Origin of the sequence: Acidovorax sp. SUPP3334, assembly GCF_030159055.1 — a bacterium.
Classification (GTDB): Bacteria; Pseudomonadota; Gammaproteobacteria; order Burkholderiales; family Burkholderiaceae_C; genus Paracidovorax.
In genome coordinates this window covers 50,551-73,970 of record NZ_BQXQ01000009.1, presented here as the reverse complement: position 1 = coordinate 73,970, position 23,420 = coordinate 50,551, and the positions used below count along the sequence as shown (strand labels likewise).

25 protein-coding genes are annotated in these 23,420 nt (G+C 65.6%); 5 read left to right on the top strand and 20 right to left on the bottom strand.

Features of this window, described 5'->3' with window-relative positions:
• Nucleotides 1-35: 35 nt before the first annotated feature.
• From AVHM3334_RS06995 to gspE, 10 genes are read right to left on the bottom strand one after another with little or no spacing between them, the layout of a single operon-like run.
• Nucleotides 36-647 carry a hypothetical protein gene (locus AVHM3334_RS06995; RefSeq protein ID WP_284410836.1) on the bottom strand — a complete coding sequence of 204 codons (612 nt, stop codon included), beginning with the start codon at nucleotides 645-647 and terminating at the stop codon, nucleotides 36-38.
• Nucleotides 644-1,204, bottom strand: a complete 561-nt coding sequence (gene gspM, locus AVHM3334_RS06990) for a type II secretion system protein GspM (protein WP_284410834.1) — start codon at nucleotides 1,202-1,204, stop codon at nucleotides 644-646. The genes AVHM3334_RS06995 and gspM overlap by 4 nt, the downstream gene beginning before the upstream one ends.
• The gene (locus AVHM3334_RS06985; protein WP_284410832.1) at nucleotides 1,201-2,517 is read right to left on the bottom strand and encodes a PilN domain-containing protein; all 1,317 of its coding nucleotides are present in this window, start codon (nucleotides 2,515-2,517) and stop codon (nucleotides 1,201-1,203) included. Before AVHM3334_RS06985 ends, gspM begins: the two co-directional genes overlap by 4 nt.
• 6 nt (nucleotides 2,518-2,523) lie before the next feature.
• Complete coding sequence (locus AVHM3334_RS06980) at nucleotides 2,524-3,342, bottom strand: type II secretion system minor pseudopilin (protein ID WP_284410831.1); 819 nt, start codon at nucleotides 3,340-3,342, stop codon at nucleotides 2,524-2,526.
• 44 nt (nucleotides 3,343-3,386) lie between these two features.
• Nucleotides 3,387-4,061 carry a prepilin-type N-terminal cleavage/methylation domain-containing protein gene (locus tag AVHM3334_RS06975; RefSeq protein ID WP_284410829.1) on the bottom strand — a complete coding sequence of 225 codons (675 nt, stop codon included), beginning with the start codon at nucleotides 4,059-4,061 and terminating at the stop codon, nucleotides 3,387-3,389.
• Nucleotides 4,061-4,468: a PulJ/GspJ family protein gene (locus tag AVHM3334_RS06970; protein WP_284410941.1), complete on the bottom strand. Its 408-nt coding sequence runs from the start codon at nucleotides 4,466-4,468 to the stop codon at nucleotides 4,061-4,063. The genes AVHM3334_RS06975 and AVHM3334_RS06970 overlap by 1 nt, the downstream gene beginning before the upstream one ends.
• On the bottom strand, nucleotides 4,468-4,914 hold the full coding sequence (locus AVHM3334_RS06965; protein ID WP_284410827.1) for a GspH/FimT family pseudopilin: 447 nt from the start codon (nucleotides 4,912-4,914) through the stop codon (nucleotides 4,468-4,470). Before AVHM3334_RS06965 ends, AVHM3334_RS06970 begins: the two co-directional genes overlap by 1 nt.
• A 26-nt stretch (nucleotides 4,915-4,940) precedes the next feature.
• Entirely contained in the window at nucleotides 4,941-5,396 is a 456-nt protein-coding gene (gene gspG, locus AVHM3334_RS06960; RefSeq protein WP_284410826.1) for a type II secretion system major pseudopilin GspG, read from the bottom strand.
• 28 nt (nucleotides 5,397-5,424) lie between these two features.
• Entirely contained in the window at nucleotides 5,425-6,696 is a 1,272-nt protein-coding gene (locus AVHM3334_RS06955; RefSeq protein WP_284410824.1) for a type II secretion system F family protein, read from the bottom strand.
• A complete protein-coding gene (gene gspE / locus AVHM3334_RS06950; protein ID WP_284410822.1) occupies nucleotides 6,689-8,431 on the bottom strand; it encodes a type II secretion system ATPase GspE in 1,743 nt (580 codons plus the stop codon). Before gspE ends, AVHM3334_RS06955 begins: the two co-directional genes overlap by 8 nt.
• A gap of 229 nt (nucleotides 8,432-8,660) precedes the next feature.
• On the opposite strand from gspE, the gene AVHM3334_RS06945 reads away from it, so the two are divergent.
• Nucleotides 8,661-10,550 (top strand): hypothetical protein, encoded by a 1,890-nt coding sequence (locus AVHM3334_RS06945; RefSeq protein ID WP_284410820.1) that lies wholly within the window; start codon nucleotides 8,661-8,663, stop codon nucleotides 10,548-10,550.
• A gap of 34 nt (nucleotides 10,551-10,584) precedes the next feature.
• Here AVHM3334_RS06945 and rfbC read toward each other — a convergent pair whose 3' ends face one another.
• From rfbC to rfbB, 4 genes are all read right to left on the bottom strand, one after another.
• Nucleotides 10,585-11,130: a dTDP-4-dehydrorhamnose 3,5-epimerase gene (rfbC, locus tag AVHM3334_RS06940; protein WP_284410818.1), complete on the bottom strand. Its 546-nt coding sequence runs from the start codon at nucleotides 11,128-11,130 to the stop codon at nucleotides 10,585-10,587.
• An 88-nt stretch (nucleotides 11,131-11,218) separates the two neighbouring features.
• The gene (gene rfbA / locus AVHM3334_RS06935) at nucleotides 11,219-12,103 is read right to left on the bottom strand and encodes a glucose-1-phosphate thymidylyltransferase RfbA (protein WP_284410817.1); all 885 of its coding nucleotides are present in this window, start codon (nucleotides 12,101-12,103) and stop codon (nucleotides 11,219-11,221) included.
• 24 nt (nucleotides 12,104-12,127) lie between these two features.
• Nucleotides 12,128-13,018: a dTDP-4-dehydrorhamnose reductase gene (rfbD, locus tag AVHM3334_RS06930; RefSeq protein ID WP_284410816.1), complete on the bottom strand. Its 891-nt coding sequence runs from the start codon at nucleotides 13,016-13,018 to the stop codon at nucleotides 12,128-12,130.
• Nucleotides 13,015-14,100 (bottom strand): dTDP-glucose 4,6-dehydratase, encoded by a 1,086-nt coding sequence (gene rfbB / locus AVHM3334_RS06925; protein WP_284410814.1) that lies wholly within the window; start codon nucleotides 14,098-14,100, stop codon nucleotides 13,015-13,017. Before rfbB ends, rfbD begins: the two co-directional genes overlap by 4 nt.
• Nucleotides 14,101-14,346: 246 nt before the next feature.
• Here rfbB and AVHM3334_RS06920 point away from each other — a divergent pair, with 246 nt between their 5' ends.
• From AVHM3334_RS06920 to AVHM3334_RS06910, 3 genes are all read left to right on the top strand, one after another.
• The gene (locus AVHM3334_RS06920) at nucleotides 14,347-14,892 is read left to right on the top strand and encodes a phasin family protein (protein WP_284410812.1); all 546 of its coding nucleotides are present in this window, start codon (nucleotides 14,347-14,349) and stop codon (nucleotides 14,890-14,892) included.
• Nucleotides 14,893-15,044: 152 nt separating this feature from the next.
• Nucleotides 15,045-15,713 (top strand): TetR/AcrR family transcriptional regulator, encoded by a 669-nt coding sequence (locus AVHM3334_RS06915; RefSeq protein ID WP_284410810.1) that lies wholly within the window; start codon nucleotides 15,045-15,047, stop codon nucleotides 15,711-15,713.
• Between the two features lie 36 nt (nucleotides 15,714-15,749).
• Nucleotides 15,750-16,526 (top strand): tetratricopeptide repeat protein, encoded by a 777-nt coding sequence (locus tag AVHM3334_RS06910; protein WP_284410808.1) that lies wholly within the window; start codon nucleotides 15,750-15,752, stop codon nucleotides 16,524-16,526.
• Between the two features lie 12 nt (nucleotides 16,527-16,538).
• Here the strand turns inward: AVHM3334_RS06910 and AVHM3334_RS06905 are convergent, their stop codons facing one another.
• On the bottom strand, nucleotides 16,539-17,330 hold the full coding sequence (locus tag AVHM3334_RS06905) for a type III pantothenate kinase (RefSeq protein WP_284410806.1): 792 nt from the start codon (nucleotides 17,328-17,330) through the stop codon (nucleotides 16,539-16,541).
• Nucleotides 17,331-17,511: 181 nt separating this feature from the next.
• On the opposite strand from AVHM3334_RS06905, the gene lysM reads away from it, so the two are divergent.
• Nucleotides 17,512-17,994, top strand: coding sequence for a peptidoglycan-binding protein LysM (lysM, locus tag AVHM3334_RS06900; RefSeq protein ID WP_284410805.1), 483 nt, complete (start codon nucleotides 17,512-17,514; stop codon nucleotides 17,992-17,994).
• Nucleotides 17,995-18,112: 118 nt separating this feature from the next.
• Here lysM and AVHM3334_RS06895 read toward each other — a convergent pair whose 3' ends face one another.
• The 5 genes from AVHM3334_RS06895 to glyS form a co-directional block, all read right to left on the bottom strand.
• Nucleotides 18,113-18,568: a rhodanese-like domain-containing protein gene (locus AVHM3334_RS06895; protein ID WP_284410803.1), complete on the bottom strand. Its 456-nt coding sequence runs from the start codon at nucleotides 18,566-18,568 to the stop codon at nucleotides 18,113-18,115.
• 75 nt (nucleotides 18,569-18,643) lie between these two features.
• Entirely contained in the window at nucleotides 18,644-19,672 is a 1,029-nt protein-coding gene (locus tag AVHM3334_RS06890; protein WP_284410801.1) for a M48 family metallopeptidase, read from the bottom strand.
• Nucleotides 19,672-20,418 (bottom strand): lysophospholipid acyltransferase family protein, encoded by a 747-nt coding sequence (locus tag AVHM3334_RS06885; protein WP_284410800.1) that lies wholly within the window; start codon nucleotides 20,416-20,418, stop codon nucleotides 19,672-19,674. The genes AVHM3334_RS06890 and AVHM3334_RS06885 overlap by 1 nt, the downstream gene beginning before the upstream one ends.
• 75 nt (nucleotides 20,419-20,493) lie before the next feature.
• Nucleotides 20,494-21,084 carry a D-glycero-beta-D-manno-heptose 1,7-bisphosphate 7-phosphatase gene (gene gmhB, locus AVHM3334_RS06880; protein WP_284410798.1) on the bottom strand — a complete coding sequence of 197 codons (591 nt, stop codon included), beginning with the start codon at nucleotides 21,082-21,084 and terminating at the stop codon, nucleotides 20,494-20,496.
• Between the two features lie 55 nt (nucleotides 21,085-21,139).
• Nucleotides 21,140-23,419 carry a glycine--tRNA ligase subunit beta gene (gene glyS / locus AVHM3334_RS06875; protein WP_284410796.1) on the bottom strand — a complete coding sequence of 760 codons (2,280 nt, stop codon included), beginning with the start codon at nucleotides 23,417-23,419 and terminating at the stop codon, nucleotides 21,140-21,142.
• Nucleotide 23,420: the final 1 nt, after the last annotated feature.

Here is a 23,420-nt window from a genome sequence, read left to right as displayed (position 1 = left end):
TGAAAACGGAGAGAAACGAACGGGCGAAAAGACGCTCACTGAGAGCGGCCGCCAAATGTCGCTCGAGGTGGGGCTGATCGAACAGGGGGCTGCCCCGCTCCACGGTTGATAGAAGTTGGAGCGCCAACTGGCGCTGCGGGAGCCATTCCGGTGTAAGCGGTGACGGCTGCACGAGGAAGTTGGAGTACGCGGCTCTGGCCGTTCTTCACAAAAGTCACATTGCGACCATTGATGGATTGAAGGGTCCAACCATCGACGTCATCGTTCAAACGTGCACGGCGTTGCTTGCCTGCTACTTCAATGATGATTCCTCCGGCACCGTCGCCGGCAAAGACACCGGACAACCGAGCGGTGCTGAGATTGTCGACCTGCACTTCATCTGGCGCCTTGGGCGGAGGCGGCGGTGGCGGCGGCCTGCGCGTGAAGGAAAACAGTGGCCGATCCAGCATCGCGATGAATTGCGTGGTGTCGGCATTGGTGACCCCCGGCAGCGCTGAAAGCATGGACGCAAAATCCGTCCGATGGGGAGCAGGAGCTTCCCAACGAACATTGCGAATGCTGCCGTCCGGTGCAATCCACATCCAAGCCAGGAAGATCAGTAACGCTGTATTGATTGCCAGCAGCAGATGCAAGGCATAGCGCTTCATGTGCGCTCCCTCAGCACACTGAGACCGAATTGGGCAGACAACCGAGGGGCGACCTTAGGGTCTGAATTGGCATAGCCGCCCTGAAGTTGAATATCCAGATCATTGATGACAATGATTGGCAGTTGGCTGGTCAGGACAGCCAATGCGCTCTGAAGCGCCAGCATTTCGCCTTCGGTCCGTACCGTCAACGGAATCCGATCAAAACCCTTTTCATCTTTGGCAGGCAGTACCTGGCTGCTGATGACCTGCAATCCCGCTGCACTGAAAATGTCCCTGATGCGTTGCTGTACAGCATTGCCTGTCTGGTTGGCATCTTGCGACGCGGGATAGATATATTGTGACCTTGCCTCGCTGGCACGGGAAAGCACTGCCTCGATATCGGACCGCTGCGCCTCCAAACCCAGCAGTCGGGCATAGCGAGGCTCCAGCTGTGCCAGTTGAGTCTCCGTATTTGCGTGCCTCTCAGCGACATACCAGCCCAGCAAAGCCAAGGGAAAAATCGCCAAGGCCACAGTGCAGACGAGAATCAGCCCCTCGCGAGATGAAATGCGCTTCATGGCTTTGTACGGCTCGCAGGAGAAGATGAGGACACGGCGGGAGGACTGGCAGCACGGCCGCCAAACGTGGCGACCGTTCCCCCAAAAGCGGCGCCGCCTGAGGGCACAGCATTCACTGGGGCAGCAGCACTAGCAGCCGAATTGGCAGGCGGCAAGGGCAAAGACGCTGCTGTAGAGGCACCAGGAAGCGTCGAGGTTGCAGCGCTCGCAGCACTGCTGGCCGCAGTGGCAACAGTCGCCGCTACGGCAGTCGCGGGGGTGGCAGGAGCCTTCCCAACGACACCGAAAACCTGGGAGTCCAATGTAAATTCGATGGCGAATGTTTCCTTTGCAGAATTGCCCATCCTCGTGGCGGCAGAGGGTGCACGCACTTCACGCAATCCAGGCTCGTTTCCAAGAACCTGCATCAAGGCAGCGGCGTTTCCAGTCATACCGACGATGGTTACTTTCGAACCTTGAAGGCGAAAGCTCTGCAAATACGTATCGTCTGGCAGTAACTGCGTCAGTTTGTCCAGCACCCTCATCGGCTCAATGCGCGTGGACAGTACTTCCGACAGCATCCCGAGCTTCTCTACAGACTGCATCAAAGCATCGCGCTTGGCAACTACAGGTGCGGTTCGTCTCGCCGCATCTTGGTAACTTTGCGCTGCTTCCAATGCACGCTCACGCAATTGAAGTGTTGGAGTGACTGCGATGGCTGCTACAAGCGCGGCAATCAACAATAGAAGACCATAGCCAGCGCGTCTCCACCGCAGGGCATGCGCCTGACGTGAGCCCTCACCGTAACCACCCAGCACGATCGGCCGATGTTGGCCACCAAGCACCCAGACCTCAGGGCCAGACACGCCCCCAAGGCGCCCCGCCTGGGCGGCCAAATATTGGCCGATTTGTCTGCGAGATGCCAAGGCCAGTTCAATGCGCAAACCTCCCGGAGAATCCTCCAAGGCACGGCAACCCCACACCAGATCGGACTCCGGAAAAGGGCTGATGGCGCGAACTTCCAAAGCCCCGGCATTGGCGATGTCTGATTCAGCCATGGGAGGCAAGGTCAAGGTGCGGCGAAGAACGTAATCTTCCGGCAACTCCACGGCAGTGAAGCTTGCCTTGACGCGACCAGTGACCTTGGATTGTTTGTCGTCCCCCAACCAGAAAGATACGCCATCCCCTGGATGGAGCAGCACGATCGGGGCCGAAGGGGTTAGCCAGGAAAGCAGCGGCCACGCATGCATCCCCCGCCACGGACTGCGGATGTCACGCCAGAGCGCGTGCAGATCGACTCCCAGAAAGCGGGCATCGGAAGATATGGAAGGCATGGTGGCTCAGGAATTTTTACGTATCACGGGCTCAACGCTTGAACTGGTACGGAAGGTATGCCATGGCACGCCGTCCTTGCTCCGAGCGTTGAAATCGACGCTGCGCGACACGCGCAACCAAACACCGTCCGGCATTGGAACCCGTGCCTGGACCCGAAGCCGCCGAATCGTTGAGTTATCTAAAAAAGCAGCATCCAAAACAGTGGTATCGATGCCTTCCGCTCCGGCATCCCGGTCGGCCACGATACGCATGGCAGCGGCAGCATTCCCTCCGGCGAGGACTGTCAACACATCTGCGGGTGCGGCCATCGGATTGACCAAGCCACGCCCTCGGAGATCTGCAGTGATAAGCGGGGAAAGTCTAGCATAGAGGGTGTAGTCCACTCCCGGCACTTTGAGCAGGTCTTCTTCCGATTCAAACCGTTGCGGAAAGCCTCGCGGATCGCGGCGCTCCCGCATCTCCACGGTCGCTTGCGCAAGCATTTGAGCCGCGTCTTGCGGCAGGTCTCCCGCGACTGAAAAGAGCTTCGCCAGCAAAGCAACAGGGGCTCCGTTGATGTCGATGAGACCATTCAAAGGCATCGCCTGAACCTGCATATTCACACCGTGATAGGTGATCTGCGCCTGCTTTGTGCGACCGATCGGAGTATTGCTGGCCATCAGCGCTTGCAGCGCCAACTGGATCGCGGCATCACCCAAAGCCTGTGCCTGCACGTTTTGGCGCGATAGCGTCATCATGCGAGCTTCTTCGCGAATGGATCGGGTCAGCCCGGACACGATGATGGTCAGCGCAGCGACCATCCAAAGCACGGCAATGAGTGCCATGCCTGACTGTTTCTTGTTACGCCGCTTACCGTGCCGGCACTCAATCATCCCCGGCTCCCGCCGAAAGTGGCGCCGTCACTTGCAGGATCGCTGGCCGGCAGCACGCGCATAGGGACGACGATATCCGGCCACATGCCAGAAGTAGCGCGGATGGCAATAGAGACACGTTGGGGCAGCCGATCAATCAACGTCCAGGGAGCCCCCCAAACTGGTGGCTCTTCGTTGGCATTTTCGTAACTCAGAGAAAATCCGGTGACGCCTTCTACCAGCACGTAGCTGGCCGCCTGCTCCCAATCGGGTGCACCTCCGCCATCAATCCAAGGCAGATATCGAAGTACTAGCGCAGAACCTGATCCCCGGCTCATTACGCTCAAACGGAAGTGATAACGCCCGCCCACTCCATAGCGCGCTGGCATCACTCCCACCCACGCCATCTCTTCGGGCAAGCCGACAAAGAAATAAGGGCTCTCGTCTATCGAATTAACGCCCGCCCGCTTTTGCAGCGACACCCGTCCCAATACCGAACGGAGAAAACCGCTGGCCACCCGCAGTTCGTCAGTATTCAATAAACGGCGGTCCACCCGCTCCTCCGTCTGCGCCGTCGTACGCAAAGCCGACCCCAGCGCAAGCATCACCAGAGACAACAAAGTGATGACCACTAGCAGTTCGACCAGCGTAAAGCCGCGCTGGTGAAAGACCCTCGTGACTCGAACCCTCATCATCGCCCACGCCCCGGTTCCGGCGGCTTGCGTTGCGGTCGCAAAGTGCTCAATTCGAAATTGCGCAGGCGTACGCCATCCGACCAGGAGATGACGATGTTCACTTCATGCAAAGGCGGGATGGCCGGGCCGTTAAATTCCGTGGCATAGGGCGCGGTGCTCAACCGCCATTGGTAGCCGGCAGACTCCCCGGATTGGTTCAACCCTTGCTCCGGAATCGCGTCCCGCAAGGACAGTAACGATTCGGCCAGGACCACCGCGCGCTGGTAGCGATCCACATCCCCAACGCTGCGGGCACTGCTTCCCATGGCGCGGTAGAGCATGCCGAGCGATAACGCCATGATGGCAAAAGCCACCAGCAATTCCAGCAAGGTCAGCCCTCGCTGGTGACGGTGCCTGCGCTGCATCATTGAGTGAGTGCCTCTTGGGTCACGCGCCCGGACAGCCAGTCCACCCGCAGGCGGGTCCCCACTCCAGGGGCTCGCAAAATTTCGATGCTGCCCCCTGTCGCGCCTCCGCCGGGCAGGAAGCGGATGGCCGCCTGGCTTTGCCCGTTCAACTCCGTACCCGCGACGATGGCGCGCAACTGCAAGGGCTCGGGCAGCGGCTTCAACGCCGAGTCGTTGCCGTACATGCGGTTTTTCAGATCCACGGAGAAACGGACCTCACGCCCCTCCGCCATTGCGGTGAAACGGGCTGCGCGCATCTGGCTCAGCATCGTGCGGACCGTGTCACGGTACTGGGCGGAATCGCGCAGCCGTTCGAAAGCCAGCGGTGCCAAGCCGATCACGAGCGCCAGAATGGCGAACACGACCAGCAATTCGACCAGCGTAAAGCCGCGCTCGCGCCGCATGGCAGAACGGCAGGGGATGAAGATGGTCAGGGGGTGTTGCGGATGTCGGCCGCTTCGCCTTCGCCGCCGGGCGCGCCGTCGGAACCGAGCGAAAGGATCTCGATGCCGCCGTTCGGACCGGGATTTGCGTAGCGGTAAGGATGGCCCCATGGGTCCGAAGGCACGCCGCCCTTGAGGTAAGGACCTGTCCAGCCATTCACCGAGCCCGGGCGCTTGACCAGCGCTTCCAGGCCTTCTTCGGTCGATGGATAGCGGCCCACATCGAGCTTGAACAATTCGAGCGACTTGTCCAGATCGGCGATCTGTACGCCCGCGGTTTTGGCCTTGGCGCCGCCCAACTGGTTCAACACACGGGGCCCGACCAAGCCAGCGAGCAACGTCAGGATGGCCAGAACGACCAGCAGTTCGATCAGCGTGAAGCCGCGAGCGGATTTGCGTTGCAGAGGGGTGCCACAGGAGCGGCCAGCACGGGAATGCGCCATGGAAAGAGAATCCTTGGACAAACAAAAATTATACGGCGAGGTCATTGATGGACAGGATCCCGAGGAGGATGGAAACAATGATGGCGGCGATCAAGATACCCAGCACCAGAATGAGCACAGGCTCCACCAGAGTGAGAAGGCGTTTGATACCGGTTTCCACTTCGCGGTTCAATATATTGGAGAGCTCGATCATCATCTGGCCGATGCGGCCGGTTTCCTCGCCCACGCGGATCAGGTTGATCGCCAGTGGTTCGAAAATGCCCGTGGCGGAAATGGCCTGGACGACCTTGCCCCCTTCCTTCACGATGGGGGCAACGCGGGAAAGCGCCTGCTGCAACACGGTGTTGCTCACGGTTTCGGTCGCGATGTGCAAGGCCGTCAGCATGGGAACCCCATTGCCGAGCAAGGTGCCCAACGAGCGCGAGAACAGCGTGAGCTGGTACTTGAGCGCCAGGCGCCCCATGAGCGGTAGCTTCAGCAGTCGCGCCTGCCACCACTGCCGGCCTGCTGGCGAGGCCACCCAGCGGCGCACCATGAGACCCAGCCCCAGCGCCACGATGCCGATGAACAGCCCATAGCGCGTGAAAGCGTGGCCCAGCGCCATGACGATCTGGGTGGGCATGGGCAGCGCATCGCCCATGTCGGTGAAAAGCTTTTCGAACTGCGGCACCACGAACCCCAGCATGGCGATGAGCGACAGCACGGCCACGCCCAAAAGGATCGCTGGATAGATGGTGGCGGAGATGACGCTGTCGCGCAGGGCGCGCTGGCGCTCCATGTGCTCCACGAGCCGCTCCAGCACCGACGACATCTGGCCGCTGGCCTCGCCCGAGCGGATCATGTTGATGTAGAAATCTCCGAACAGATCGCGGTGCTGGGCCAGCGCGCGGCTGAGCGGCGTGCCGCCCTTGACGGCGTCCAGAATGCCCTGCAGCAGCGTGGCCATGCTGGGCTTGTAGCTCATGTCGATGAGCACGCGCAGTGCGTTGTCCAGCGCCAGGCCGGCGCGCAGCATGATGGACAGCTCCGACGTGAGCGCCAGCACATCCGCCGACTTCACCGGCCCCTTGCCCGCACGCCCCTTGGGCACGGTGGCTGCACCGATTGCCTCGTTGGCCGAGGCGGCGCCCATGGCGCTGCTCGCACCGGCAACGGCCGAGGTGGCCGAATCGCCGATGCTCAGGGGCGTGAGCCCCTGCGAACGCAATTGCTTGAGGGCCTGGGCTTCGGTGACGGCGCTGAGCCGGCCCTCGACCACTTTGCCGGAGGCGGCAGCGGCACGCCAGACGTAATCAGGCATCGGCTTGGTCCTGGGTGACGCGGGCGAGCTCGTCGATGGTCGTCACGCCGGCGGCCACCTTGCGCAGTCCGTCTTCGTAGAGATTGAGCATGCCGCCTTCCGCCGCCAGCGCATTGAGCGCATTGGCGTCGCGGCCTTCGATGATGGCGCGGCGCATGGGCTCATCCAGCACGAAGAGCTCATGGATGCCGGTCCGGCCCCGGTAGCCGGAACCGCGGCACTGATCGCACCCTACCGCCCGGTAGATCGCCTGCCCCACGCCGCTGAAGCGCGACAGCCCGGTGCTCTGGCGCAGTTCTTCGCCGGGGTCGTAGGGTTCTTTGCAGTGGCTGCACAGCGTTCGCACCAGCCGCTGCGCCAGCACGCCGTTGACGGCGGAAGTGATCAGGTAGCCCTCGACGCCCATGTCCTTCATCCGGATCACCGCGCCTGCCGCCGTGTTCGTGTGCAGCGTGGAGAGCACCAAGTGGCCCGTGAGCGCTGACTGCACCGCGATCTGCGCCGTTTCTCCGTCGCGCATTTCGCCGATCATGATGATGTCGGGATCCTGCCGCAGGATGGAGCGCAGCGCGTTGGCGAAGGTCAGGTTGATCTGGGGGTGCACCTGGATCTGGTTGATGCCTTCCAGTTGGTATTCGACCGGGTCTTCCACGGTGATGATCTTGTTGGAGCCGGCATCGATCTTGGACAGGGCCGCATACAGCGTGGTGGTCTTGCCCGAGCCCGTCGGGCCGGTGACCAGCAGGATGCCGTGGGGGCGCGCCAGCAGGCCGTTGAACCGCTCCAGCGTGTCCTTTTCGAAACCCATGGTTTCCAGCTGCAGCCGCACGCTCGCCCGGTCCAGCACCCGCATCACGACGCTTTCGCCGTGCACGGTGGGAACGGTGGACACGCGCAGATCGAGCTCCCGGCCCTTCACGCGCGTCTTGATGCGGCCGTCCTGAGGCAGGCGGCGCTCGGCGATGTCCAGGTGGGCCAGCAGCTTGACGCGCGAATTCACGGCAGCGCTCAGGCGCGGGGGCACCAGCTCGCCCGCGTGGATCACGCCGTCCACCCGGTAGCGCACATGCAGGCCGTCGTCGAACGGCTCCAGATGGATGTCCGAAGCGCGCAGATCGATGACGCGGCCGATGATGACGTTCACCAGGCGGATGACGGGCGCTTCGCTGGCCAGGTCTTTCAGATGCTCTACGAAGTCGCCGCCATCGGAGCCGTCGCCGAAACCATCGTCGGACTCGCCGCCCTCCTCGCCCTGCTCCACCACCGGCTGGGACAATGCCTTTTCGATGTCGCTGTCCAGGGCCAGGTGGGGAACGACCACGTGCCCGGTCGCCAGATGCAGCGCCTTGACGACGAAAGGATCCTGTGGAACCGCCATGGCCACGTGCAGACGGCCTTCGCTGACTTGCAGCGGATACACGCTGTTGGCGTGCAGGAATTCGGGCAGCAACCCTTCCACCTCGGGCATGAGTTCTGGAAACTCGGCCGCCGGCACGATGGGGATGCCCAACTGGCGCGACAGCGCCTGGATCACGTCCAGCTCCGACACCAGCCCCAGGCGCACCAGCACACGGCCCAGCAGGCCGCCCATCTCTTGCTGGGCGGAGAGCGCACGGTCCAGGTCGCGGGCGCTCAACTTGCCCGATTGAACGAGCAGCTCTCCCAACGGAGGGCGAGGCGCTGGCGGAGTGTCTGCCAGCGGTTCTATGCGGTCGGGAAGGGTGTTCGTCGTCATGGAGGTGTAGAAAGCTCGCGGGGAGCGGCGCTGCGTTGCGATTTACGGGCCCGGACGTGCGCGCGGCGGGCTCCAAGTGTAGCCGCGGCGGCCCTTGCGCCCGCTGCGCGAAAAGGCATGCATTTGTGCGTGCCCCAAGGCACGACCCTGGCACGGCCCGTGCAAAGCAGGGCATTCGCTTACAGTCGGGCCGGCTTTTTGATTTTCCAGCGACCGCTGCTTCCCGCCCATGCAAAAACCTCCCCGCCGCACGTTCCTGCACACATCCATGGCCCTGGCGGCCATCGGCCTGTTTCTGGCCGGCGCAGGCGGCGTGGCGTTTTTGAAGCAGCAGGCGCCGGCACCTTCTCAGCCACCGGGTGGCGTTCCCTTGCTTTTGGCGCCGATGGTCAGCGTCATCGAACCTTGCGTGCTGGCGCCCGAAGCATTGCCGGCGGGGCTGCGCGACCTGGCCGAGCGCTGCCAGGGGCCGCAAGGGTCCGCAGCCGCCTTGATCGAATCCACGCTCGAAACCCTGCAGCCCCACGCGCAGCCGTCTTCGAAGGAGGTCCTCGGCTACACCCTGCCAGTGCCGCTGCTGCGCCTGTTCCAGCAGGACGCGGATGGCGCCTGGCGCATCGACGATGAAAAGGTCGGCCGCCTGGTGCGCACGGTGCGCGACACGCCCAGGCCCGTGATCCTCTATTTGTTCTCCACCCATTTTTCGGCGCAGGCCCCCATCGAAGCCACCTTGGCCGCGGACCCGGCCAACATGGGCCAAACGCGCGATGGCCCGCTGGGCACGGACGACTATTACGACTCCAAGGTGTTCAACTGGACCTTCGCCACCACGCGCAACACGCTGACCGAGCGGCGTGCGCAGGCGATGCAGGCCGTGCTGGACGCGACCTGCCAGCTCCCGGCGCAAGACCGCGCCAAGATCCGTGGCGTCACGCTGCTGGGGGAACTGCACCACCTGTTCCCCAACTTCCAGGCGGGCATGGGTTTCGATGGCCCCTATCGGGTGACTGATTACAGCGCGGCGTCGGTGGAGGGTTTCCGCCGGTATGTGCAGGGCCGGTTCGGCAGCGTCGAAGCGCTCAACCGGGCAGTCGGGGGCGACTACGCCACGTTTGCCGAGGTCGAACCGCCTTCCCGCGACATCCGGACCGAGCCCCTGCGCCGCTACGCCGAGCACATCGACGCCTTCGCGCAGGGGAGCCTTCCGATCTCCGGCTGGGCCCATGTGGAAGGCGCCGACCCGGAGCGCCCTGCATGGATTCACATCTACCGCAACGGCCAGTTCGTGGGCAAAACGGCCGTGCGGCTGGGCCGGCAGGATGTGCTGGCCGCCAAGCCGGAGTTCGGCGATGCCAACACCGGCTGGCGGATGGACCTGGACTTCCGCCAGCTACCGCCCGGGCTGCACCAGTTGGATATCTTCCTGGAAACCCGCCCCGGCCACCTCGCCCATCTGGGCCGCCGCGACATCGCCGTCATGGACCGGCAGCAAAGCACGCCGCAGCGGCTGCCGCAGGCAGCCCTGCCCCCCAGCATGCCCGCCAGTCCTGCCGTACAGGCCCACATCGACACGCCCAGGGATGCATCGTCGTACTACTACAACCCGCTGGTGCCGCTGTGGCATGAGTTCCGCGCGCAGCAGGTGGTGGACTATCTCCGGTATTTCGACGGCGAAGTAGCGCGCTCGTGCCTGGCCGGCGTGCCGCGCTACACGCACCAGATCGTCCCATTCACGAACCCGGGATGGGATGAAAACAAGTTTGCGATCCAGGCATCGCTGCAGCCGCTGGACGGCATGCGCCTGGGCGTGAGCCTTTATGGCGAGCCGACCTACGGGCATTCCTATTTCGATTGGCTGGGCCGCAACGGCCACCGCCGCTACGGCATCACCGAGTTCCATCCTTTGAAGGCCATGGATGGCCCATCGCTGCGGCGCGTTTTCGATGCGCATGCCCGGCACGGGGCCGACTTTCTATCGTTCTTCGCCGAGCCGCGCTGGAACGGTGCGCTGGTGCCGCGGGGGCACAACATTTTTTCGTTCGACCCCGACAACGCGAAGTTCGGCTCGGACCACCTCTACCGCGCCGTGCAGCGGACGCTGGAGGCGCCCAAGCCATAGCACGGCGGCACCGGCGGCACGGTGGCGCACCTTCTCAGGCGAAGACGTCGGCCTGCGCCAGCGGCAAGCCCTTCATGTCCTTGGCGGACAGGCTGGGCTCGCCCTCGAAACGCCAGTCGATGGCCAGCGCCGGGTCGTTCCAGGCGATGCAGCGCTCATGCTCGGGCGCGTAGTAGTCGGTGGTCTTGTAGAGGAAGTCCGCGCTCTCGCTGAGCACCACGAAGCCGTGGCCGAAGCCGGGCGGCACCCACAGCTGGCGCTGGTTGTCCTCGCTCAATTCCTCGCCGACCCACTGGCCGAACGTGGGCGAGCTCTTGCGCAGATCCACCGCCACATCGAACACGGTGCCGCGCACCACGCGCACCAGCTTGCCCTGCGGCTGCAAGAGCTGGTAATGCAGGCCGCGCAGCACGCCACGGGCGCTGCGGCTGTGGTTGTCCTGCACGAACGCATGGCGCGTTCCGGTGGCTTCGTCGAACGCGCGCTGGTTGAAACTTTCGAAGAAGAAGCCGCGCGCATCGCCGAACACCTTGGGCTCGATGAGGACGACGTCGGGAATGCGGGTAGGGGTGACGTTCATGGATGGGCCAACAGCGAAAGAAGGGGAAACAGATCGGAAGAAAACCGCACGGCGCGGCGCCGGAACAGCGCAGCGCCCGCAGGAGCCGCTAGTCGCGGGGCTCCTTGAGCAACCGCTGCAGGTACTGGCCGTAGCCGTTCTTGGACAGTGGCTGCGCCAGCCGCGCCAGTTGCGCATCGTCGATGAATCCGTTGCGCCACGCGATTTCTTCGGGGCAGGCGATCTTCAGGCCCTGCCGGTGCTCCAGCGTGGCGATGAACTGCCCGGCTTCCAGCAGGCTTTCATGCGTGCCGGTATCGAGCCAGGCATAGCCGCGCCCCATGATCTCGACATGCAGCCCGTCCTGCTCCAGGTACAGGCGGTTCAGGTCGGTGATCTCGAGTTCGCCCCGTGCGGACGGCTTCAGGCGCTTGGCGAGTTCCACCACCTGCGCATCGTAGAAATACAGCCCCGTGACCGCATAGCTGGACTTCGGGGCCTTGGGCTTTTCTTCGATGGAGAGCACCTTGCCCTGGGCATCGAACTCGGCCACGCCGTAGCGTTCGGGGTCCTGCACGTGGTAGGCGAACACGCTGGCGCCCTCCTCGCGCCGCAGGGCACTGCGCAGCAGATCCTCGAAGTCATGGCCATGGAAGATGTTGTCGCCCAGCACCAGCGCGCTGGGGCTGCCGGCCAGGAACGCCTCGCCGATCAGAAACGCCTGGGCCAGCCCGTCGGGACTGGGCTGCACGGCATAGCTCAGTTGAATGCCCCACTGGCTCCCGTCGCCCAGCAGCTGCTCGAAGCGCGGCGTGTCCTGCGGCGTGCTGATAACGAGGATTTCGCGGATGCCCGCCAGCATGAGCGTGCTGAGCGGGTAATAGATCATGGGTTTGTCGTACACCGGCAGCAACTGCTTGCTGATGGCGAGCGTGGCCGGGTGCAGGCGGGTGCCCGAACCGCCGGCGAGGACGATGCCCTTGCGTGTGGTCATGGGTGCTTTCTCTCTGGCTTGGTGCTAAAGGATTTCGGCAAGCATGCGCGACACGCCCGTCTGCCAGTGCGGCAGCACGAGGCCGAAGGTGGACTGCAGCCGGCGGGTATCGAGCCGCGAGTTGTGCGGACGCACGGCCGGTGTGGGAAACGAACTCGTCGGCACGGCCGCGACTTCTTTTGCTACTATTTTCATAGCATCACCCCCTAGTGCTGCTTGCGCCAGCACGTATTTTGCATAGGCATGCCAGTTGGTTTCGCCACTGGCCACCAAGTGGTACAGGCCCGCATCTTCCGGGCGCTGCTGCAGGTGGCGGATGGCGTGCGCCGTGACGTCGGCGATCAGGTCGGCGCCGGTCGGGGCGCCCCACTGGTCGTCGATGACCGTCAGCCGATCGCGCTCCTGGGCCAGCCGCAGCATCGTCTTGGCGAAGTTGCCGCCGCGGGCCGCATAGACCCAGCTCGTGCGCAGGATGAGGTGGCGGGCGCCGCTTTCCCGGATGAGCGTTTCACCCTCCAGCTTGGTGTGCCCGTACACGGACAGCGGCGCGGGCATGTCGCCCTCCACCCACGGGCGATCGCCGCTGCCGTCGAACACGTAGTCGGTGCTGTAGTGCACCAGCCAGGCGCCGATGCGCGCGGCCTCCTGGGCCAGCACGCCCGGGGTGGTGGCATTGAGCGTGCGGGCCAATTCGGGCTCGCTCTCGGCCTTGTCCACGGCCGTGTGCGCGGCGGCGTTCACGATCACGTCCGGGCGCAGCGCCCGCACGGTCTCCACGATGCCCGAGGGGTCGGCGAAGTTGCCGCAGTGGTCGGTGCTGTCGTGGTCCAGCGCGGTGACGGTGCCGAGCACCGACAGGCTGCGCTGCAGTTCCCAGCCGACCTGGCCGCCTTTGCCGAAAAGAAGAACGTTCATGCGCGGGCTGCCAGGGCGTCGGGGGCCGCCTGGTACTGCGTGCGCACCCAGTCGCGGTAAGCGCCGCTCGTCACCGCGGCCACCCAGTCGGGGTTGTCAAGGTACCACTGCACCGTCTTGCGAATGCCGGTCTCGAAGGTTTCGGCCGGCTTCCAGCCCAGTTCGCGCTCGATCTTGCGGGCGTCGATGGCGTAGCGGCGGTCATGGCCGGGGCGGTCCTGCACGTAATGGATCTGCGCGGCGTAGCTCTGGCCGTCGGCGCGGGGGCGAAGCTCGTCGAGCAGCGCGCAGACCGCGCGCACGATCTCGATGTTGGGCTTTTCGTTCCAGCCGCCCACGTTGTAGGTCTCGCCCAGAGCGCCCCCTTGCAGCACGCGCCGGATCGCACTGCAGTGGTCCTTCACGTACAGCCAGTCGCGGATCTGCATGCCATCGCCATACACGGGCAGCGGCTTGCCCGCGAGGGCGTTCACGATCATCAAGGGGATGAGTTTTTCAGGGAAGTGATACGGCCCGTAGTTGTTGCTGCAGTTGGTGGTGAGCACCGGCAGGCCGTAGGTGTGGTGCCAGGCGCGCACCAGGTGGTCGCTGGCAGCCTTGCTGGCCGAGTACGGGCTGTTGGGCTCGTAAGCGTGCGTTTCGGCGAACGCCGGGTCGCCGGCCGACAGCGTGCCGTAGACCTCGTCGGTGGACACGTGCAGAAAGCGGAAAGCGGCTTTCTCGCCCTCGGGCAGCGCATGCCAGTGCTGGCGGGTGGCCTCCAGCAGGCGAAACGTGCCGACCACATTGGTCTGGATGAAATCTTCCGGCCCGTGGATGGACCGGTCCACATGCGACTCGGCGGCGAAGTTGACGACGGCCCGGGGCCGGTGCTCGGCGAACAGCTTTTGCAAGAGCGCCGTGTCGCCGATATCGCCTTGCACGAAGACATGCCGGCTGTCGCCCTGCGCGCTCGCCAGGTTTTGCAGGTTGCCTGCGTACGTGAGCTTGTCCAGGTTGACCACGGGCTCGTCGCCCGAGGCCAGCCAGTCCAGAACGAAGTTGGCGCCGATAAAGCCCGCGCCGCCGGTGACGAGAATCATGGGAAAGGGGGGGTCGCTCAAGGCGCCGCTGTGGCAAAGCGGGGGATTATCCCATCGCACGCCGCGGCGCTGTTACCAGCTGCAGCGCCACATCGCCGGGCGATGCCGCGCGTGTGCCGCGCGTGTTGCGTGTGCCGTGCATGTTTAGTGGCGGCTCACTACACAAGCACGGGCGGGCGCCCGTAAAGTCAGGGCCGATGCCGCCAGAACCCGGGCGGCGCCGTTGACGCCCCGAAGGAAAAGCCCATGCCCCGATCTTCCAAGAACCCCGACGCCCCGGACGACACCGATTCCACCGCCGGCGACTCGTACCGCAACAAGGCGCGCGACTCCGCGCAGCAGATCTGGCTCGCGGGCCTGGGCGCCTTCGCGAAGGCGCAGCAGGAAGGCGGCAAGGTGTTCGAAGCGCTGGTCAAGGAAGGGGCCGCCATGCAGCGCAAGACCCAGTCCACCGCGCAGGAGCGCCTGTCCGAAGCCGCCGAGCGCATGACCAGTGCCGCCAGCCAGTTCGGCACGCGTGCGGCCGGCCAGTGGGACAAGCTGGAGACGATTTTCGAAGACCGCGTGGCCAAGGCGCTGGCGCGGCTCGGCGTCCCCACGGCCCGGGAAGTGCAGGCCCTGCACGAGCGCATCGACGCCCTCACCCAGGCGCTGGAGGCCGCCACCAGTGCGCAGGCGGCGCCCCGCCCCGCCGCGAAGCGCGGTGCCGCCAAGCCGGCCACCGGCCGCGCCACCGCAGCCCGCAAGACCGCCGCGGCGCGGCCCCGCACCGCAAAACCACCGGCCGAATAAAGCGGCGTTCGCCCGGCGGCGCGGACCATTCAGCGGGGAATCCCAAAGGGCTGCCTATCCCTTGCATGATGCACTGCAACACCGTGCGGATGGGCTGCCTCGGTTAGAGTGGGTGAAAGAGACAACCACCCACCGCCTGGGAGGCCGCCGATATGGTGAAAAAAGCGCCGCGCCGCACTGCCGAGCGCATTCTGGAGTCCACGCTGGAGCTGTTCAACCGCTTCGGCGAGCCCAACGTGTCGACCACGGCGATTTCCGCTGAACTGGGGATCAGTCCCGGCAACCTGTACTACCACTACCCGGCCAAGGACGAGCTGGTCAACGTGCTGTTCTCGCGCTACGAGGCGGCTCTCAACGAGCTGCTGGACGCGGCCGATGGCGTGCGCGACGTGGAAGATGCATGGTTCTTCCTGCACACGCTGTTCGAGCTGATCTGGCAGTACCGCTTCCTGTACCGCGACCTGAACGACCTGCTGTCCCGAAACCGCCGGCTCGAAACCCACTTCCAGACCCTGCTCACCCGCAAGACCCACGCCCTGCGCGCCGTGCTGAGCGGCATGGAGCGTTCGGGCGCCCTGCGCCTGGGTGCCCGCGATGCCGGCTCCATGGCCACCAGCATGGTCGTGGTGCTGACGTACTGGCTCAGCTTCGAATACGTGAGCAATCCGCGGCACGCCCTCGAACCGGAAAGCGCCCAGAGCGCCCTGCTGCGCGGCGCGCACCATGTGCTGGATCTGCTCATGCCTTACCTGGAGGCAAGCCAGCGCGAGCATCTGCAGGCGCTGAGCGGCGCCTACACCACCCAGGCCGTGGCCGCCTGAACCGATGCCATTTCGATTGCCCCGAGGAGCCCTGCCGTGAAGCCCTGGACGCCCTTCCCGAACTCCGACGCCTTTCCCTTCACCGCCGCCTCGGTGCGCAGCCAATGGAGCCGCCTGCATGCCGGCGATGCCGAGCCCTGCCCGGACGACGGCCCCGTGATGGACGCCTGGGTGCTGTTCCACCGGGGCGCCTTCGAAGAAGCCACGCGCGCCGGGCTGGCCGCCGGCGGTGCCGGCATCACCGTGGCCAACAAGGCCGCCATCGTGTATGCCAACTATCTGGAGCCGCACGAAGACCGCCGCCTTGAGTTGCTGACCGAGGCGGCCGAGCGGGCCGCCGAGCAGATGCGCGTGGAGCCTGCCAATCCCAACGCCTGGTTCTGGCACGCCTACGCGATCGGCCGCTACAGCCAGGGCATCAGCGTGGCCAAGGCCATGGCGCAGGGCCTGGGCAGCCGCGTGCGCAAGACGCTGGAGCAGGCCATCGTGCTGTCGCCCCGCCATGCCGATGCGCGCCTCGCGCTGGCCGTGTTCCATGCCGAGATCATCGACAAGGTCGGTGAAATGGTGGGCAGCATGACCTACGGCGCCCGCAAGGCCAGCAGCCTGCGGCTGTTCGAAGAGGCCTTCGCCATCAATCCGGAGTCTGTGATCGGAAAGATCGAGTACGCGAACGCGCTGCTCATCCTGGAGGGCGACCAGCGCATGGACGACGCCACGCGCCTTTACGAAGAGGCCGCCGCCGCCCAGCCGGCCGATGCGCTCGAGCAACTGGGCGTGGAACTGGCCCAGATCGAACTCGCCGAGGGCTGAGCCGCCGGCGAGCTAGCGGCGTTCGCGGTCGGGAATGCTCTCGGTGAACCGCTGCGCGGCGATGGCCAGCAGGCCGTCGAAAATCAGGTTCTCGACCAGGTCGAACGGCCGGGTCATGCTGGGCGCCATCTTCCAGCCGGCGCCGCCGGTCATCATGCAGGCCGGCGGTTCGCCGCAATGCTGCGTGACGTGCTGGACCATGCGCTCCACCGCGCCGGCGATGGCATACGTGCCCCCGCTCGTGAGCGCATCGCTCGTGTTGGTGGGAAAGAGGCGCACTTCGCCCGTGGGCACGTGCAGGCCCGCGGTACCGGTTTCGAGGGCGCGCAGCATGATGCCGTGGCCGGGCAGGATCAGCCCGCCCAGAAAGCGCCCTTCGGCATCGATGGCCTCGACCGTCACAGCGGTGCCGACCATCACCACGATCAGCGGACGCGCCGGGCCTTGCTCCAAAAGCCGGTGGCGCGCGCCGATCATGGCCACCCAGCGGTCCGAGCCCAGCCGGGTGGGATGGTCGTAGCCGTTGATCAGCCCCGCTTCCTGTCCGGACGACACCACCCACAGCGGCAGCACGTCCCACAGCTCCATCTGTTCCATGACGCGGCGGCGGACGGCATCGCCGGCCACCACGCATCCGAGCATGCGCTCGGGCACAGGCAGCCCGGCCCACGAGCTTTCCGCCAGCCGTTCGATGTTGTCCAGAAATTCAGCGCCGTGGGCGAGCACCGCAGCGCCCGGCTGGGGTGCGTCGTACATCGCCCATTTCAAGCGCGTGTTGCCGACGTCGATGGCCAGAAAAGTCATGCGGGATTATCACGAGTTTTACAAACCGCACTTTCTTGCAGGAGACACCTGCAAGACGCTCCGCCAGGCCGGCGCCTCCCCCCGCGCAGCAAAGCCCTTCGGGCGGCTGTCCGACAGGCGCTCTGCCGTTCAGGGGACTACAGTGACCGGCCCGATCCACAGACCATCAAGGAGCCAGCACATGGGACTTTTCAGCTTCATCAAGGAAGCCGGTGAAAAACTGTTCGGCGGCAAGGAAGCCCAGGCCGCAACCACCGCAGCACCGACGCAGGACGAACTGAACGCCAAGGCGGGCAAGGCCATCGAGACCTACATCGCGTCGCAGAACCTCGGCGTGGGCAACGTCCAGGTGGCGTTCACCGGCCCCGAGGGCAAGGTCACGGTGAAGGGCGAAGCGCCCACGCAGGCCGCCAAGGAGAAGGTCACCCTGTGCTGCGGCAACGTGGCCAGCGTGACCAGCGTCGACAACCAGATGACGGTCACGAACCCCGAGCCGGAAGCCCAGTACCACGACGTGGTGCGCGGCGACACCCTCTCGGCCATTGCCAAGAAGTTCTACGGCGACGCCAACAAGTACCCCAAGATCTTCGAGGCCAACCAGCCCATGCTGACGCACCCCGACAAGATCTACCCCGGCCAGAAGCTGCGCATTCCCGCGCTCTGACCTTCGGCGCCGTGTGCGCCGTCCCTGAACGGGCCTTTTCGGGCCCGTTTTTCATGGCTGAACGCTGGCGGATTTTCGTGCCGGGCTCAGCGTCGGGCGCGGTGCCCGGCTCCGGCGCTCAGCCCTGCCGCCACGGCAGGCCGCGCAGGCGCCAGCCGCCCTTGCGGTTGCGGTGGCCGTTCTCATCGGCGTCGCCCTCGAAGCCTTCCAGGATGTTGTACGCCCGGAGCCCCAGTTCTGTGGCGCGCCGCGCGGCCGCCATCGAGCGCACGCCGCTGCGGCACAGCAGCACGGCCTGGCGGCCCGGTGGCACCGCGGCCAATATGGCGGCGTCGTACTGGGGGTTGGGCGCCATGCCGGGCCAGTGCTTCCACGGCACGGCGACCGCGCCGGGCACGAAGCCGACCCAGTCGCGCTCGGCGTCGGTGCGCACGTCCACCAGCACGGCCTGGCCCGATTGCACCCATTGCCATGCCAGTTCCGGCGACACGTCACCCGCATAGCCCTCGGCCGGCTGCGGATGGTCCGGCAAAGGCGAGAAAGCCGAAGAAGAGGAAGAAGCGTTGAAAAGCATGCGCGGCATTTTGTCAGCACCGGCGGCCGGGCCGCAGGGTTTCAAGCACTGCCGTCAGGGGCTTGGGCGCCTGCCTCAATCCCAGGGCGGCGCGGGCTCGTCGCGCAGGCGCCCGCGCAGGTCGGCGTAGTCGGGCACGACGGTGCGCACCGTGTCCCAAAAGCGGGGGCTGTGGTCCATCACGCGCAGGTGCGACAACTCGTGCGCCACCACGTAGTCGATGATGGCCGGGCGGTAGTGCAGCAGCCGCCAGTTCAGGCGGATGGAGCCGTCGCTGCGGGCGCTGCCCCAGCGCGTCTGGGCGCTGGACAGGCGCAGGCTGCTCCAGCGCACGCCCAGCAGCGGCGCGAAATGATCGAGCCGCGCGATGAAGCGCTGGCGGGCATCGCGCATGAGCCAGGCCTGCACCGCGTCGCGCACCTGGGCGGGCGAGGCGGTGTGCGGCAGGCCGACGTGCAATTGGCGCTGCCCCTCAGGCCCTTCGACCAGCGCGCCGCCCGCGCCGCGAAAGCCGTGCGTCGGGTCCAGCACCACCGTGAGCGGCTCGCCCAGGTAAGGCAGCACGGCGCCGTCGCCCCAGGCGATGCGGGTTCCTTCGACGCGCTGCTGGCGGGCCTGGGCCTCGCCGAGCTTGCGCAAGATCCACGCGGATTTTTCCTGCAGCGCGGCGTCCACCGCGGCCAGCGTCACCCAGCCCGGCGCGCGCACCGAAAGGCCGTCCGCACCCACGGTGAACCCGATGGTGCGCCGCCGCGCGCGCTGCAGCGCATAGGCCACCAGGGCATCGCCCAGCAGCACTTCGCGGCTGGCGCGGGGGTGGCGCAAGATCGCGGGCGACAGCAGCGTGCCCAGCGGGGCGGCCGGCGCAGATGGCGATGATGTGGTGGGGGAAGGCGAAGGCGCGGGCTTGGCGCGGGCAGGCGGCGCAATGCCGACCGGCCCCTGCTTTCGATCGCCTTTTGCTACTTTTTCAATAGCATCACCGGCAATCAAATCGCCGGCGCTCACCGGATTCGATGGAGAACCGCCCTGTCGGGGCGGCTGCGCCTCGCCCGGCGGCGGGCCGCCGAACAGATCGAGCGCCAGCTGCACCAGCCGCTGCATCACCGCCTCGTCGGATACGCCTCGGGGTCGAGGCGCTGCATTTCGTTTTCGATCCAGGCCTCGACCTCGCGCATCAGCTCGTCGGGCTTGCGGCCCTCGGTCGGGATGGGGCGGCCGATGGAGACGTCCACGGTGCCCGGCCGCTTGATGAACGCCTTGCGCGGCCACACCTTGGCCGAGGTGACGGCAACGGGCACGACCGGCACGCCGGCCTCGATCGCCAGCCGCGTGCCGCCGCTCTTGTACTGGCCCTTGCGCCCGCGCTCCACGCGCGTGCCCTCGGGGAACATGATGACCCAGGTGCCCTTGGCCAGCAGCGCGCGGCCCTGCTGCAGCACCTTCACGAAGGCACGGGCGCGCTGGCCGCGGTCGATGTGGATCATGTCCAGGCTGCCGATGGACCAGCCGAAGAACGGCACGTACAGCAGTTCCTTCTTGAACACGTAGGCCAGCGGGCGCGGCATGATCGCCGGCATCAGGAAGGTCTCGTAGGTGGACTGGTGCTTGACCAGCAGCACCACGCCCTGCCCCTGGTCGGTGGGCAGGTGCTCCATGCCCGTGATGCGCGTGCGGATGCCCATGATGACGCGCGCCGCGTCGGTGCTGAGCTTGAGCCAGGCGCGTGCGATGCGGTAACGCGTGCGGCTGCTGGCCCCGAACAGGCGCACCAGCAGGATGAGCAGCGTGTAGGGGATGACGGTGACGCCCATCCAGAGCAGGTGAAGAATGGAACGGATCAGGGCCATGGCAATCAGGGAAAAGAGTGTTTTCGGGCTCCAGCGCTACATGGACGTGCGCTGGCAGCTATTCAATCGATAGCATCAAACGGCAAGATTCAAGCCCGGTGCCGCAGCTGCGGCCGATGACTGCGCGGCGACATGGTCGGCGAAGTCGGCCAGACTGGCATGCACCTGCGTGCCCTCGGGCCACGGCGCGGGCAGTGCCTCGCCGGGCGCCACCGGCACGGGCTGGCCGGTGTTCACCAGATGCAGGCGCGCACCGATGGCGGCGCCGGCCTGCAGGTGCTCCATGCAGTTGCCGGCCACCAGTATCTCGTCGCCCTCCAGGCCGTAGCGGTCGCGGATCTGCTCCATCAACCCCGGCGCCGGCTTGCGGCAGGCGCATTGGTCATCGGGCGCGTGCGGGCAATAGAACACCGCATCGATGCGCCCGCCCACCGCAGCCAGTTGGCGGTGCAGCTTGGCATGGATGGCATTGAGCGCCAGCACGTCGAACAGACCGCGCCCCAGCCCCGGCTGGTTGGTGGCGACGACCACATGCCAGCCGGCATGGTTGAGCCGCGCCACCGCCTCCAGCGCGCCGGGCAGCGGGGTCCACTCTTCGGGCGAGGCGATGAAGCTCTCGCCCAGCGGGTTGAGCGTGCCGTCGCGGTCGAGGATGGCGATTTTCATGGTGATGGAGCGCCGGTTGAAAGACTGCGCCAGCCTACCAGAGCCACCGGCCGCTTCAGGCGGCCAGCCGCGACAGGTCGGCCACGCGGTTCATGGCGACGTGCAGGCGCTTGAGCAGGCCCTGGCGATTGAGGCGCAGGTCCAGCGCTTCGGCGTTGACCATCACGTCGTCGAAGAACGCATCCACCGGCGCGCGCAGCACGGCCAGCGTCTGCAGGCTGGCGGTGTAGTCGCCCGCGTCGAACTGGGCATCGGCCTCGGGCACGAAGCGCTGCAGCGCGGCGTAGAGGTTCTTCTCGGCCTCTTCCTGCAGCAGGCCGGGATTGACGTGCGGGTCCACGGGGCCGGCCACTTCGGCCTTCTTGAGGATGTTGCCCACGCGCTTGTTGGCCGCGGCCAGGGCCGGGCTTTCGGGCAGTGCGGCGAAGGCGCGCACGGCGGCGAGCCGCCTTGGCATTTCATCTAGCCTCTCCACTTCACCTTGCAAAACTGAATCAATTTCCTTCGCGCCAAATCCCAACTCTCGCAAATACCCAGCCAACCTATCGTTCATGAAACTCCGGATAGCGCTGTAAGAAATTACAGACGAAATTTGAGTTACATAGCTTGGATAAAACACTTCCACAACCGCTCGCTCTGGTTGTGACAGAGAAGCCATGGAGCCAACTTTCTGCTTAAACCATTTTCTAAAAACATTCAATGCATCGGTAAGCAGCGAATACAGACTCAATGGCAGACGCTTTTCAATCAACATGCGAATTACTCCTAGCGCATGTCGACGTAAAGCGAATGGATCTCGATCTCCGCTAGGTCCGTTATCGATTACAAACATGCCCACCAGCGTTTCCAGCTTGTCCGCCATGGCCACGATCAGGCCGACGTTGTCGCGCGGCAGCTCGTCGCCCGCGAAGCGCGGCTTGTAGTGGTCCTCGATGGCGTGGGCCACTTCGTGCGCCAGGCCGTCGTTGGCGGCGTAATAGCCGCCCATGATGCCCTGCAGCTCGGGGAATTCGCCCACCATGTCGGTGACCAGGTCGGTCTTGGCCAGCAACGCGGCGGTGTCCACGCACGACAGCAGGTAGTCGCGCGCGATCTCGCCCTCGGCCGAATCCAGCTCGGAGTTGTGCGCACCGATGCCGGCGAACAACTGCTCCGCGATGGCCTTGGCGATGGCGCGCACGCGCTCCACGCGCTCGCCCTGCGTGCCCAGCTTGTTGTGATAGACCACCTTACCCAGGCCCTCGACGCGCGACAGCAGCGTCTTCTTGCGGTCCTGGTCGAAGAAGAACTTGGCGTCGGCCAGGCGCGGGCGCACCACGCGCTCGTTGCCCTGCACCACGGCGCTGGCATCGGCCGGCGTGATGTTGCTCACCACCAGAAATTGGTGCGACAGCCGGCCATCGGCCTGCAGCAGCGGGAAGTACTTCTGGTTGGCCTTCATCGTGAGGATCAGGCATTCCTGCGGCACATCGAGAAACTCCTTCTCGAACTCGCAGACCAGCACGTTGGGGCGCTCGACCAGGGCGGTCACTTCGTCGAGCAGGGCATCGTCCTCGATGGGGCGCACGCCGCCGCCCATGCGCTCTGCCGCGGCCTGCAACTGGCGCACGATCTCGGCGCGGCGCTCGGCGAAGCTGGCGATCACCGCACCCTGCTCGGCCAGTTGCTGGGCGTAGCTGTCGGCACTGGTGACGACCACCGGGTCCACGGCGGCCTCGAAGCGGTGGCCGTGCGTGGTGTTGCCGGCGGTCAGGCCCAGCGCCTTCACCGACAGCAGCACCTCGGTGCCGTGCAGCGCCACCAGGCCGTGCGCGGGGCGCACGAAGCTCACGCTGGTCCAGCCGGGCTGCTCGCAGCCGGAGGTGAGCTGGTAGCGCATGACCTTCGGAATGGGCAGCTTGGCGATGGCCTCCTGCAGGGCCTTTTGCAGGCCTTCGGACAGCGTGGCGCCGCGCACGGTGCTGTCATGGAACAGCACCTCGGCCTTGCCGTCGGGCACGCGGCGCAAGGTGGCCACGGCGGAGGCGTCGGCCCCCAGCGCGGTCAGCTTCTTGAGCAGCGCGGGCGTGGCGTTGCCGGCGGCATCCAGCCCCACGGCGACGGGCATGAGCTTTTGCGAGACGGCCTTGTCGGCGGCCTGGGGCGCCACTTCGGTGATGTGCGCGGCCAGGCGGCGCGGCGAGGCGAAGGCCGTCAGGCGGGCGCCCGGCGCGGCCAGCCCTTGAGCCTGCAACTGCTCGAACAGCACGCCGGCAAAGGCGTCGCCCAGCTTCTGCAGGGCCTTCGGGGGCAGTTCTTCGACGAACAGTTCAACGAGAAGATTCGGATGGGTCATG